Annotated in this window: 13 protein-coding genes; 7 read left to right on the top strand and 6 right to left on the bottom strand. The window is 69.5% G+C overall.

Annotated features, from left to right (window positions below; translation table 11 throughout):
* The first annotated feature begins 15 nt into the window (after window positions 1-15).
* Window positions 16-2,118, top strand: a complete 2,103-nt coding sequence (locus OG799_RS11650; RefSeq protein ID WP_406045044.1) for a PQQ-dependent sugar dehydrogenase — start codon at window positions 16-18, stop codon at window positions 2,116-2,118.
* A 96-nt stretch (window positions 2,119-2,214) separates the two neighbouring features.
* On the opposite strand, the gene OG799_RS11645 is transcribed toward OG799_RS11650, so the two are convergent.
* Window positions 2,215-2,364 (bottom strand): alpha/beta fold hydrolase, encoded by a 150-nt coding sequence (locus OG799_RS11645; RefSeq protein WP_406045043.1) that lies wholly within the window; start codon window positions 2,362-2,364, stop codon window positions 2,215-2,217.
* 110 nt (window positions 2,365-2,474) lie between these two features.
* Between OG799_RS11645 and OG799_RS11640 the strand changes: the two genes are divergently transcribed.
* The 3 genes from OG799_RS11640 to OG799_RS11630 all read left to right on the top strand — a co-directional run bounded on the left by OG799_RS11640 (window position 2,475) and on the right by OG799_RS11630 (window position 5,156).
* Entirely contained in the window at window positions 2,475-2,768 is a 294-nt protein-coding gene (locus tag OG799_RS11640; protein WP_406045042.1) for a hypothetical protein, read from the top strand.
* Between the two features lie 538 nt (window positions 2,769-3,306).
* Window positions 3,307-4,551 carry an ISAs1 family transposase gene (locus OG799_RS11635; protein WP_406037500.1) on the top strand — a complete coding sequence of 415 codons (1,245 nt, stop codon included), beginning with the start codon at window positions 3,307-3,309 and terminating at the stop codon, window positions 4,549-4,551.
* A gap of 65 nt (window positions 4,552-4,616) precedes the next feature.
* On the top strand, window positions 4,617-5,156 hold the full coding sequence (locus OG799_RS11630) for a phosphotransferase family protein (RefSeq protein ID WP_406046267.1): 540 nt from the start codon (window positions 4,617-4,619) through the stop codon (window positions 5,154-5,156).
* Between the two features lie 74 nt (window positions 5,157-5,230).
* Here OG799_RS11630 and OG799_RS11625 read toward each other — a convergent pair whose 3' ends face one another.
* Window positions 5,231-5,584 (bottom strand): DUF2716 domain-containing protein, encoded by a 354-nt coding sequence (locus OG799_RS11625; RefSeq protein ID WP_406045041.1) that lies wholly within the window; start codon window positions 5,582-5,584, stop codon window positions 5,231-5,233.
* A gap of 296 nt (window positions 5,585-5,880) precedes the next feature.
* Between OG799_RS11625 and OG799_RS11620 the strand changes: the two genes are divergently transcribed.
* Window positions 5,881-6,780 (top strand): 2-hydroxyacid dehydrogenase, encoded by a 900-nt coding sequence (locus tag OG799_RS11620; protein ID WP_406046266.1) that lies wholly within the window; start codon window positions 5,881-5,883, stop codon window positions 6,778-6,780.
* Window positions 6,781-6,850: 70 nt separating this feature from the next.
* A complete protein-coding gene (locus tag OG799_RS11615) occupies window positions 6,851-7,366 on the top strand; it encodes a GNAT family N-acetyltransferase (protein ID WP_406045040.1) in 516 nt (171 codons plus the stop codon).
* Window positions 7,367-7,459: 93 nt separating this feature from the next.
* Here OG799_RS11615 and OG799_RS11610 read toward each other — a convergent pair whose 3' ends face one another.
* From OG799_RS11610 to OG799_RS11595, 4 genes are all read right to left on the bottom strand, one after another.
* Window positions 7,460-8,194 (bottom strand): tyrosine-type recombinase/integrase, encoded by a 735-nt coding sequence (locus OG799_RS11610; RefSeq protein WP_406045039.1) that lies wholly within the window; start codon window positions 8,192-8,194, stop codon window positions 7,460-7,462.
* A 344-nt stretch (window positions 8,195-8,538) separates the two neighbouring features.
* Entirely contained in the window at window positions 8,539-10,317 is a 1,779-nt protein-coding gene (locus OG799_RS11605) for an FtsX-like permease family protein (protein ID WP_406045038.1), read from the bottom strand.
* Window position 10,318: 1 nt separating this feature from the next.
* Entirely contained in the window at window positions 10,319-11,065 is a 747-nt protein-coding gene (locus OG799_RS11600; RefSeq protein WP_406045037.1) for an ABC transporter ATP-binding protein, read from the bottom strand.
* A gap of 43 nt (window positions 11,066-11,108) precedes the next feature.
* A complete protein-coding gene (locus OG799_RS11595) occupies window positions 11,109-11,648 on the bottom strand; it encodes a PadR family transcriptional regulator (protein ID WP_109943854.1) in 540 nt (179 codons plus the stop codon).
* Between the two features lie 306 nt (window positions 11,649-11,954).
* Between OG799_RS11595 and OG799_RS11590 the strand changes: the two genes are divergently transcribed.
* Window positions 11,955-12,350 (top strand): VOC family protein, encoded by a 396-nt coding sequence (locus tag OG799_RS11590; RefSeq protein ID WP_406045036.1) that lies wholly within the window; start codon window positions 11,955-11,957, stop codon window positions 12,348-12,350.
* Window positions 12,351-12,463 lie beyond the last annotated feature (113 nt).

The raw sequence follows: 12,463 nt of genomic DNA, 5'->3' as shown, positions 1-12,463 counted from the left end.
AGAAGGAGAATCCGCGTGCTCATTCGCGCAGGCAGCCCCGGCAGGCTCCGTAGAGCCGCGCTGACCGCCGGAGTCACTGCCGCCACCCTCGTCCTGTCCGCTCTGGTCGCGGCGCCCGCCCGGGCCGCCGGGGCCGTCTACGACCCGATCCCCGACACGCCGATCCAGTCCCAGCTCGGGCTGGTCCTGCAGGAGTACGCCAGCTTCCCGCAGTCGAACCCGAACCCGGCCCCGGTCGACCAGCGGCTGATGCGCAAGGCCCGGATCAACACGATCACCGAGCTGCCCGACGGCTCCGGTCGCCGGGCGGTGCCGGACCTCAACGGCAACCTGTACCTCGTCGAAAACGGCGTGCCGCACGTCTACCTCGACGTCGCGGCGACGTTCGCGCCGCAGTTCTTCTCCGGCCGCGGCCTCGGCCAGGGCTTCGGGTACGTCGCGTTCCACCCGGACTTCGCGCACAACGGCCGCTTCTACACCATCCACACCGAGCAGGCGTCCCTCGCCACGAGGGCCCCGGACTACGCCCAGCCGAACACCATCTACCAGGGTGTCATCACCGAGTGGACGGCCACCGACCCGGCCGCCGACACCTTCTCCGGCACCCATCGCGAGGTGTTGCGGATCGGCTTCGGCGGGCAGGTCCACGGCATCCAGGAGATCAACTTCAACCCGACCGCCCATCCGCAGGAGAGCGACTACGGGCTGCTCTACCTCGCGGTCGGCGACGGCGGGCAGGGCTACCGCAACGGCGACCCGCAGAACATGGGCCTGCCGCACGGCAAGCTGCTGCGCATCGACCCGCAGGGCAGCAACTCGCCCAACGGCCGGTACGGCATCCCGGCGTCCAACCCGTTCGTCGGGCAGGCCGGCGCGCTCGGCGAGATCTACGCGGTGGGCTTCCGCGACCCGCACCGGTTCAGCTGGGACCGGGCCACCGGCCGGATGTACCTCGGCCACATCGGCGAGCACGCCATCGAGTCGATCTACGAGGTCCGCGCCGGGGACAACTTCGGGTGGAGCGAGCGCGAGGGCTCGTGGGTCTTCGACAAGACGGCCACCAACCCCTGCGACAAGCTCTACCCGCTGCCGGCCGACGACGCCAAGTACGGGTACACCTACCCGGTGGCCGCGTACGACCACGACCCGGCCCCGGGCTGGAACTGCACCTCGGACGTCGGGGTCGCGGTGGCCGGCGGGTTCGTCTACCGCGGACACACGCTCCCTGCCCTGCAGGGCAAGTACGTCTTCGGCGACCTCGTCGCCGGCCGGGTCCTCTACACCGAGGCGAGCGAGATGCGCCGCGGCGCCGGGCTCGCCCCGATCCACCAGCTCGCCTTGTACACCGACGCCGGCCAGCCGGTGCGGATGCAGGACCTCTCCAGCCCGGGCGCGCCCGGCGACCCGAACCGGGTCGACCTGCGCTTCGGCACCGACCAGGCCGGTGAGCTCTACCTTGTCGCCAAGGCCAACGGCAAGATCTGGAAGGTGGTCGGCACGAGGAAGGTGGCGGAGGGCGCCGTGGGCAACACCAAGGTGGTCGACACCGGCGGCGCGGAGAACTGGGCGCCGGTGACCCCGTCGAAGTGGCAGTTCGACGGCGACGAGGTGATCCTCGCCGAGGCCGGCGTGAGCCGCCCCGGCCCGCGCCGGCCGTTCGAGTACGCCGTCCTCAACAAGGGTCCGGCCTGGTCGTCGGTGCAGATCGACGCCCGGGTACGCCTCGACACGCCGGTGGAGATCAGCAACCGGGACATCATCATCGTCTTCGGCTGGCAGTCGGACACGCAGTACTACTACGCGCACCTGTCCACCGACAACACGATCTACCCGCACAACGGCATCTTCAAGGTCAACAACGCTGACCGGGAACGTCTCGACTACCAGTGGAACGGGCGCTCCCGCGGCGCCAACCCGGCGATCACCGACGCCGACTGGCACAAGGTGCGGGTCGTGCACCAGCCCGCCACCGGCGAGATCGCCGTCTACGTCGACAACGACCAGGATCCGCTGATGACCGCGAAGGACACCACCTTCACCTCCGGTCGGGTGGGCTTCGGCTCGTTCGACAACATCGGCCGCACCCGTCTCTTCACGGTGACGGGCACGCCGGCCTGACGAACCGACCGCGTGGGGACGGCGGCACCCGGCCGCCGTCCCACCGGCGGTCCGTGGATCCAGGAGCCAGTACGACGATCGGAGATGGCGGGCTTCTCAGCGGACCATGCAGGTGCTGAGGGGTACGGCGAGACCGGTTGACGCTTGGAGCGGGTCGGCGAGGAACGTGTCGACGGCGGCGCGGAAGGCGGACGGGTCGTCGAGCCACGGGTAGTGGCCGGCGCCGGGCAGCACGGTGACCGTCACGTCCGCGAAGCGCGCGGCTGCTCGGCAAACCGACTCGGACCGACGCCGCGCTGGTCATCCGCGCGACTCGCGGCGGGAGTGGGCGTCGACTCGCGTGAGAATATGCGTCCATGAGCAGCGACATCGCCCTCGAGGTGAGCGCCCTGGCGATCAACGTCACGATCCCGGAGGGGCTCCGCTGGACCGACAATCGACGCGGTGAGGAGTTCACGCTGACCACACTCAACGTCCGGCTCCTTCCGGACGGGCGCCTCGCGGCGAAGGCCTACGGCCGACCGACCGGCGGCGGCCGCGGCACATACGTCACGTTCCCCGTGCCGAACAGGCCCGAGCTGGTGGCCCTAGTCGACAAAGCTGCCAGCCGCGCCGGCGCGCTGTGGGCCGCCCACCGTGGTCTCAGCTGAAGGTTCGACTGCTGTGACGCGGCAGGCGCGTCGACTCACCAGTCTCGTAGGCGCACAGGCTGCAGCAGACGCAACCTGAACCGTGCCGAGCGCGCTCGCTCGGCGGCAGGAGGGTGCACCGAAGCAAGGGCGCGGCCTTTACAGGTGATTCAGCGTGCACGGCTGTTAGGGTCCCAAGATGAGTCAGGGCAGCGAGCATGAGGGGGAGCAACCCTTGGCCGGAGGCCGTTTGACGGCTGGCGTGGTCCGGGTTGGAGACACGGTGCGCCGCCCCGCCTCGCCTGCGTCGCGTTTCGTGGCGCGACTGCTGACTCATCTCGCCAAGAAGGGTTTTGACGGCTGCCCTCAGCACCACGGGCGTTTCAAGATCATTGATCTTGGGCTGGTGGGGTCGGTGAGCTGCTCGGGACGGGTCGCGTGTGGACGGTGATGTCTGCCGCGGTCTGCTCGTCGGCGGTGTGTCGCTCAGTCGATAGGGGCGAAGCTCCGGTATGACATGGGGTCCTCTCACAGATCCACGTCACCCCGGAGCTTCGTTGTGGACCAGTCTGCCATCAGGGTCGTCGAGGCGCCGGCCCTAGCGTCCGAGGTTTGCCTTCCCGCGACGGCGGGGCGGGTTGGACTGCTCGAACTGTTCGCCGCGGTGTCGGACGGGCGCTCGGAGCAGGGCCGGGATCACCCGGTCGCGGTGGTCCTGGCGTTGGCCGCGGGAGCGGTCGTGGCCGGGATGCGTGGCTACACCGCGATCGCCGGCTGGGTCGCCGACGTGCCCGAGGCGCTGCGGCGGCGCCTGTACGAACGCGGCGGTGGCAAGCCCACGGTCAGGTTCCCGCCGTCGAAGGCGACGATCTGGCGGGTCGTCACCGACACGGACGCGCAGACATTCGACCAGGTGGTGGGGACCTGGCTGATGACCCGAATGGCCGATGAGCGCCCGGATACCGCACCCGACGCCGCCGGTGAGCCCGACGGTAGTGGCCCGTCGGGGTTGATGCAGGTACGCCTCGACGGCAAGGTGGTCCGCGGCGCCACCGACGCCGACGGCACCCAGGTTCACCTCCTCGCGGCGTTGGCCGGCCGGCCCGGCGACGTCACGGTCGTCGCCGCGCAGACCCAGATCGACACCAAGTCCAACGAGGTGCCGCACGCCACCGAGGTTCTGGACCGGATCCGGGATCTACGCGATGCGGTGGTCACCGCCGATGCGTTACACACCGTCAAGGCGACCGCGGCGCACATCCACGCCCGCGACGGCTTTTACGTGTTGCCCGTCAAGGAGAACCGCCAAGCCCTCTACACCGCGGTCAACGCCCTGCCCTGGTCGCAGACCCCGATCACGTACTGCCACACCGACATCGGCCACGCCCGGATCACCCGACGCACGATCCGGGTGCTTCCCGCGCCACCCGACCTGCCGTTCCCCCACGCCGCACAGGTCTACCTCGTCGAACGCTACGTCACCGACCTGGCCGGAGAGCACCCCAGCGCCGCCGCCGCGCTCGGCGTCACCAACCTACCCGCCACCGTCGCCAGCCCCGCCGACCTGGCCGGCTACACCCAAAGCCACTGGGGCGTCGAGTCATTGCACTGGCTGCGCGACACCCTCTACGCCGAAGACGCCTCCACCACCCGAACCCGCTCCGGCCCCCGCATCATGGCCACCCTCCGCAACCTCGCCATCGGAGCAATACGCCTGGCCGGACGCCACGACATCACCGAAGCCACCCGCTGGGCCAGCCGCGACATGCACCGACCCTTCACCATCCTCCAACTCACCACATGATCTTGAAACGACCGTGCCCTCAGCACCTGGGGTGGGACCAATACGGTCGTGACATCTTGTCGTTCGTGCCCGGCCATGTTCCTCCACGATGGCAGCACTTCACCGACGACCAGGTCTCTCAGGCGGCGAGGCTGCTGCGAAAACTGGCTGACGCCACGCGAGACTTGGCGTCCAGCCTCCGGGGTGAGGTGGTCTGCCATCACGACCCCGGTCCGAACAACACGGTCTTCGGCGACCGTCAGCCGGTCGCGTTCATCGACTTCGACTTTGCGGCGCCTGGCCACCCGCTAGAGGATGTGGGGTACATGGCGTGGGCCTGGTGCATCTCGTCACGGCCCGACCGGGGATCCGCGACCGGTCAGGCCCGCCAGGTGCGGACCCTGGCGGACGCCTACGGCTTAAGCCCGGCCGACCGCGACCGCCTACCAGCCGCCATCCGCGAACGCTTACGCCGCAACGAGGCGTTCTGGCGAGACCTCCTCGACGACGAAGCGGCCCCGATCCCTCGCGCACGCTCTGCGGAAATGCTCGCCTGGACCCAACGCGAACTCGCCTACACCGAGGCCAACCAAGAGACGTTCATCGCCGCACTGAGTTCGGGATGACCGCGCGGATCGCGGCAGACAGAGTGCGCGGCTGCGTGGCCGGTGTCGCTCTGGAGTGCGGACTCTCTTGGATCTCAGATATTCGAACGTTTGATTGGCAGCCAGCTCGTCAGCAACGGCGCAAGTACTTTGACGAGCGGTTCGCCGAAGACGCAGAGTGTCTGCTCCCATGGATGACCGAAGGTTCCGCAAGACATGTCCGGCGTGAGGAAGATGTAGTAGTCCCCGTCGGGAAAGATCTCGATCGGCCACTCCTGATCGGGTCGGCAGGCCTGCCGGTGGGGCCAGAAGTGATAGCTGGTGTGTTGCCAATCCAGCACCAGCAGCCGGGTGTCGGTAGGGAACGCCCGGGTCATCGCGGGCAGGCCGAGGGCGTTGACCGCGTTCTGGGCGGCACTGAACTGGCTGTGGCCGGTGGAGCGGAACACTGGCCCCAGGTCGAGCGCAACGGCCCGGCCGGGGTCCGGGCGGACGTCGCGATCGGGATCAGCCTCGATTTATGTCGTTGGCTATTTCTGTGTCCATTGTCCGGACAAAACGCAGGCACCCGGCGTTACTGGGCGGTTGGATTGGAAGGGTGCGCGCCGTGCCAGGCTTGGAGGATTTCAGGTCGAAGCTTGCCGCGGTCTGCCACTGCTCGGTAGTCCGAGGTGTCGCCGACCTCACGCAACTTGTGCGGGTCGAACCGCTGCCGGATGACGGGGAACGCAGCATGATTGTCGCCGTGCGCTACTTGATCTCTCACCCCGACGCATTGGCCGAGCTTGGCGATCTGGACGTCGCGCTGTACGACGGCACTCAACCCATGCCCGAAAATCTGGACGATGTCGAGTTTTATGCGGTTCCGTACGGGATTATTGATCCGCGCTTCTGCGAGCCGATCACCCGGATGCCCCGGCTCAAAGTGGTGCAGACCGTGACCGCCGGCTACGACCATGTCCTGCCGTACCTGCGGCCCGGCCTGACTCTGGCCAACGGCCGGGGCGTGCACGACGCGGCCGCCGCCGAGCTGGCCGTGGCGCTCACCCTTGCCGCCCGGCGCCGGCTGCCGGACTTCGTCCGGGCGGGGGGCGAGGGCCGCTGGGCCTCGGGTTGGTCGACCGGGCTGGCTGACGCCCGGGTGCTGATCGTCGGGTACGGCTCGATCGGCGCCGCGATCGAGCGCCGGCTCGCTGGGTTCGAGGTGGAAATCAGCCGGGTGGCACGGAGCGCCCGCCCCGGCATACGGCCAGTTTCCGAAATTTCGGAGATGTTGCCACGAGCGGATGTTGTTATCCTGGCCACGCCGCTGACCCTGGAGACCGAGGGCCTGGTGAACAAGGATTTCCTCGCCAGGATGGCCGACGGCGCCCTGCTGGTGAACGTGTCACGGGGGCGGGTGGTGGACACCGAGGCGCTGCTCGCCGAGCTCAGCGCGGGCCGGCTGCACGCCGCCCTGGACGTCACCGAACCCGAGCCGCTGCCCGCCGACCACCCGCTGTGGTCCGCACCGAACGTCCTGATCAGCCCGCACGTCGGCGGCCTGACCGCCGCGTTGGCGCCCCGGGCCCGCCGGCTGCTGGTCGACCAGGTCCGGCGGTACGCGGCGGGCGAGCCGCTCGCGAACGTCGTTATCGGGCCGTAACTTTCGGACCCCACCGGGGGCGAACGTAGGCTTGAACTGGCACGTCCCGAGGGCTGCTTCGCTGTTGCCCGTGACCGAACTTCAAACGCCGCGACTGTGCTTGCACGCCATCGACACAGCAGAGGGTGAACGCATCGTCGGGCGGCGCGCCGGAGCCGGGGATGCCTGGGCTGAGGATTTTCCTTTCGACGGCGACGTCATCGGCGTCACGGCTTTTCTCACAGCTACGGCCGCCCACGGGGACCAGCGTCCTTTCGGGCACTACCGGATCACCCGGACCGCCGACGGGAAGGCCATCGGTGGAATCGGTTTCAAGGGTCAGCCGGACGACGGATGTGTCGGGGTCGGTTACGGCCTTGCCCCATCAGCCCGTGGTCACGGCTATGCAGCGGAGGCACTCGTCGCCCTGCTGAACGTCGCGGCCGATCACGGATTGTCCCGAGTTGTCGCCGACACCACCGGGGACAACGTCGCTTCCCAGCGGACCCTCGAACGTGCCGGGTTCCGCCACATAGGCACCAACGGTGACCTCTACCTATACGAGGTACTCCTCGACGCCCCTTCGCGACCGGCTCAGACGCAGTAGCCCGATCGCCCGTTGGGGCAGCCCGTAGCTCCCGCACGATCGGTGGTCTTTCGGAACCGTCTATCGCTCATCGGCAAAGCCACGAGCGGCTGGCTATGTCCCGGAGGCCATGTACGCGGCCAGGATGTAGTTGGGGTGCCGGTCGAGGTTCTTGCGGGCCCGGTCGTAGCGCATGGTGGTTCGCGAGTCGGCGTGGCGGGCGGCGATCTGCACGGCGCGCAGGCTGACGCCCGCGTCGAGCATGGTTGTCACGAACGTGTGGCGCAGCATGTGGGGATGCATCCTCGGCATCCGGATTCCTGCGGCCTGGGCTAGGTGCTTGAGCCTGCGGGTGGCGGCGTGCCGGTCCATCCGCACGCCGAGGGTGTTGCGCAGGATCGGCCCGCTGGTGCGGTCGTCGACGGCCCGGTCGATGGCTCGGGCCACTGCGGGTGGTAGCGGGACGAGCACGAGCTTGCCACGCTTGCCGCGCACGCGCAGTACCCGGTGGCCGTGCTCCTCGCCCAGGTCGGCGATGCTGGCCCCGCAGGCTTCGAAGATCCGCAGGCCGAGCAGGCCCAGAAGCGCGACCAGGGCGAAGTCGTTCGGGTTGGTCGACAGCCGGGCGGTGGTGATCAGGGCCTCGAACTGCAGGTGACCCAGCCCGAGGGTCGGCGACTCGGCCGGCACCGTGGGCCGGCGGACGTAATCGGCCGGCGAGTGGTCCAGGATGGCGTCGATGACGCAGACCCGATAGAACCCGACCACGACGGACAGGCGCCGCGAGACCGTCGAGGGCTGGTACCGGCGTACGTCCTGCAGCCAGCGCACGTACCGCTCGATGTCCATCCGTGCCGCAGCCAGCGGGGCGAGGTCCTGGTCGGTGCACCAGCGTAGGAAGATTCGCAGGTCGGACTCGGTATGGACGCGAGTCTGGCCACGGTAGCGGCCCAGAAAGGCGGACACCGCGGCGCGCAAAACGAGCTGATCGGCAGGTACGACACCGGAAGCGCGAGCAGGAAAGACAGCCATACATCACCGTGCGTCCCCAGCGGCGATGAACGCCAGCACGCCCGGAGCGGCAAATCCGTGCAACTTCTTGTGTAGTTGATGCGTCAGCTGCGACTGCCGTCTCGCTCGGCGGCTCCGCTCGTCGTGGTGCCGCGAGCGGGCTGTAGGCCGTTGGCGGCCGGTCAGGTTGGTGTGGATTGGAGGGCGTCGGCGACCGGGCGGCGGGTGGCGGCCAGGGCGGGGATGGCGGTGAGTGCGGCAACGGTGAGCAGGACCGTGAGTGCCAGGGCGAGCATCCAGGAGGCGGGTGCGTACTGCTGGTCGCCCGGACTGGCGACCAGATACAGCCCGATGCCGGCCGGGACCCCGAGGGCGACGCCGGGTATCGCGGGAAGAAGCTGCGCCACCGCCATGCCCACGGTTACCTGTGCGGGTGTGGCGCCGAGTGTGCGGGCGACGGCCAGGGGGTGGCGGGCATCGAGGACCGCGGTCCAGGTGCTCACGATGGCGTTGATGAGCGCGAGGACGCACAGTACGACGATGACGAGGAGCATGGCCTGGAGGGTTCGCGTGTTCTGGGGGCTGGCCAGCTTTGATTCGCCGAGCTTGACCTGCCGGTCCTGCGTCAGGCCCATGAGCAAGGCGGCGAGCGCGGTCGTGGTGATCAGGGTGTTCACCATGACGAGGCGGGCGCGGCGGGGACGGCGGGCGTTGATGCGTATCCCGATCAGTAGGGCGGTGGGCATTCGGCGGGACAGCCAGACGCGCCACCCGCGGCGTCGGGGTGGTGTGGCGGCGTCGGCCAGCGCGTGGACGGTGTCGGTGGTGGCGGCGCGTAGCACGGGTGCCAGGGTCGCCGCGGCGGCGATGGCGAGGGCGAGGGCGGTGGCGGCGAGCACGGTGCGTAGCGCGGGTGGGTGGGTGCCGGTGGAGCCGAGGAGTCCGGCGCCGGGGTTGGTCAGTGCGGGTGCGGTGAGCCAGCCGGCGGCCAGTCCGGTACCGGCGGCGGCGAGCCCGATGACGAGGTATTCGGCGAGGTGGACGGCGGCGATCATGGCTGGTCCGGCGCCGACGGCCTTGAGTAGTCCTACCCGGCGGCGTTGGTCGACGACGCGGCCGGCGACGATGTTGGCGACGCTGGCCACCGCGAGGGCGGTGAGCAGCCAGCTGCCGACCACCAGTGCCAGGTGGGCCTGTTTGACGAGCTTGCCGTCCGCATCGGCGATCGCTTTCCAGCTGGTGTATTCGATCCCGCCTTCGCGCTTGTGGTCGAACGAGGTGCTGGCCCGCGGGTCCGCGTATCTCAGGTTCAGGGTGTATGACAGCGGCCGTGCGCCGGCCAGCGCGCCGATCTGGCTACGGTCGACCCATACCAGGCCGGCGCTTTCAGTCAGGGGGCTGCCCGCATCGGCGCGCCAGTCGGCGCGCGGGTAGACGGCCCTGGCGGCGGTGACCGCGGTCCCGACCACGCGCAGCGGGTGGCCGTTGATGTCGACGGTGTCGCCGATGTGCACGCCGAGGGCACCTGCGAAGGTGGGCTCGATGACCACGCCGCCGGGGCGTACCCAGGTGCCGGCGGTCACCGCGGGCCGGTCGAGCGCCGCCGGGGAGTTGTCCCGGCCCTCGACGACCGCGGGCACGGTCTTGCCGTGGGCGGTCAGCATCGGATAGGCGATCGGGTACGGTCCGCTGTGTGCGGTGACACCGGGCGCGGTGGCCAGCGGCGCGAGGGCGGCCAGAGCCTCCGGGCCCGCCGCTCCCGGCATCGCCACCACGTCGGGGCCCGCGGTGGCGGCCCGGGTCCGCTCGTACGGACGGGCGAGAGCATTGTTCAGCGCGAGGCCGAGAGTCAGCATCGCGGTCGCGGCGCTGATCGCGAGCAGCAGCAATACTGTCTCGGTGCGCCGCCGGCGCAGGTCCCGCACCATCAGCCGGCACACGAGCAGCAGACGCCCGGCCATCTCAGCGCCACCCGCCGTAGACCGTGCCCGTGCCCGTGCCCGTGCCGGTGGTGGTACCGGCGAGCCGGCTGTCGTCGGCGAACGACCCGTCCCGCATGGAGATCACCCGGTCGGCGACCGCGGCGATGCGCGCGTCGTGGGTGACCACCATCAGCGTCTGCCCCGCCGTACGCAGCTCCTCGAACAACCGCAGCACCTCCAGGGTGGCGGCGCTGTCCAGGTTCCCGGTGGGCTCGTCGGCCAGCACGACCAGCGGCTCGTTGCTCAACGCGCGGGCGATCGCGACCCGCTGGCGCTGACCACCGGACAATGCCGACGGCAGGTGCTTGGCGCGGTCGGCGAGCCCCACCCGGTCCAGCAGAGTCATGGCGCGCTGCCGAGCCCGGCGCGGCGACTGGCCGGCCAGCAACGCGGCCAGCTCGACGTTCTCCACCGCGGTCAACTCGTCCATGAGGTGGAACGACTGGAAGACGAAGCCGATGTGATGCCGCCGCAGCCGGGCTAGGCCGCGCTCGCTCATCTCGTCGATCCGGTGCTCGGCCAGCCAGATCTCGCCGTCGGTCGGGCGTTGCAGCCCGCCCAGCAGGTGCAACAGGGTCGACTTGCCGCAGCCGCTGGGACCCATGATCGCGAGCGTCTGCCCGGCGGGCACCTCCAGGTCGACCTCGTCGACCGCGCGGACCAGTGCGCTTCCCCGGCCGTACCACCTGGTCACCCCGCGCGCCCGTAGCAGCGCCGACCCGGTCATGCTGCACCACCGGGCATGCCCTCGCGGCCCTCGCTCCGCTCGGTCATCGGTTCCCCTTCTGTTCAGTCCGGTCGCGTTCGGTCCACATGCGTTCGCACGCTTCCAGCCACTCGAGGTCGGCCCGTAGCCGCAGCACGACCCCTTCCAACAACAACCCGACGACCGGATCCACCGACCGCTCCAACGCAGCCCGCTGGGTATCCCGCAGCCGGCGCAGCAGCTCGCGCCGCTGCGCATCGACCAGGGCCACCGGATCGGCCAGCCGGGCAGCAGCGGCGGCCACCAGCTTGAGATGGAACTCGCTGAGGTCCGGCTTCGGCCAACTCACCTCGGCCAGCCACGCGGCGACACGCTGCTGCCCCGCCGAAGTCAACGCGTACACCCGCCGGTCCGGCCGGTCCGGCAGTCCCTCGGCCCGCTGCGAGGTCACCAGCCCCGCCTTGGCCAGCCGGGCCAGCGTCACGTAGATCTGCCCGGCGTTCATCGCCTCGCCGAGCGGGCCGAGCGCGCCACGCATCCGGCTACGCAGCTCGTACCCGTACGCCGGCTCCTTCGCCAGCATGGCCAGCACCACGTCCTGCACCCAACACACCCTCCGTAGGTCAACAATAGATAACCGCTATCCATAGCGATGTCAAATCGGAAGGGGCGGGGCGCAGCAGACAGAGCCGGCCGCCTACCTCAATGGTGTTCTGCGCGGATGTGCTAGAGGCGGCGAGGATCACAGCCCTCGCTGATCAACGACGCCACGTGCACGCACATCGGCACGTCCGGACGCCGGCGACCGGCGCCGACGTCACCTTCGGTGACGAGCGCTTCGCGGCATGAGCGTGCGCTCGCGTCGCGTTTAGAGTTCGCCCGTCTGCGTTCGCCTTGCGATGATCCAGTGGTGACCTCCTACGTGTCCCACACCACCGTGGACTGTGCCGACGCCTACGCCTTGTCTCGTTGGTGGCAAGCCGTTCTCGACTACAGCGAGGACCCGGACGATCCGAACGAGCCCGGCCACGAGGAATGCATGATCTACTCCCGTGACGGGCGGCACCGTCTGCTCTTCATCGAGGTACCGGAAGTAAAGCAGGTCAAGAACAGGATCCATCTCGACTTGCGTCCTGTCGAAGGCACGCGCGACGCGGAGCTGGCGCGGCTGACCGAGCTCGGTGCGGCCGTCGTGGCTGACCGCCGCAACGCCGACGGAACGGGGTGGGTTGTGCTTGCCGATCCGGAAGGCAACGAGTTCTGCATTCTTCGAAGCGACGCCGAGATCGCTGACGGACGGCCATGACGGCGTTGGGCTCGCCCATGCAGCCGGTCGCTACGTCCGCTCCTCGGCGTCCCTACGGCATCCGGGCCAGCTTCGGCGTGACGCTACGTAGCGCGAGGATCGCGGCAGATCCG

It is taken from the genome of Micromonospora sp. NBC_00898 (genome assembly GCF_045207895.1).
Lineage (GTDB): Bacteria > Actinomycetota > Actinomycetes > Mycobacteriales > Micromonosporaceae > Micromonospora.
Note: the sequence above shows the minus strand (reverse complement) of the source record. Positions and strands in the feature narration are given on the sequence as shown.

Coding starts and splice junctions, on each gene's coding strand:
- OG799_RS11640 (WP_406045042.1), top strand. CDS start 2,475: ATGAGCAGCGACATCGCCCTCGAGGTGAGCGCCCTGGCGATCAACGTC.
- OG799_RS11610 (WP_406045039.1), bottom strand. CDS start 8,194: ATGGACATCGAGCGGTACGTGCGCTGGCTGCAGGACGTACGCCGGTAC.
- OG799_RS11605 (WP_406045038.1), bottom strand. CDS start 10,317: ATGGCCGGGCGTCTGCTGCTCGTGTGCCGGCTGATGGTGCGGGACCTG.
- OG799_RS11600 (WP_406045037.1), bottom strand. CDS start 11,065: ATGACCGGGTCGGCGCTGCTACGGGCGCGCGGGGTGACCAGGTGGTAC.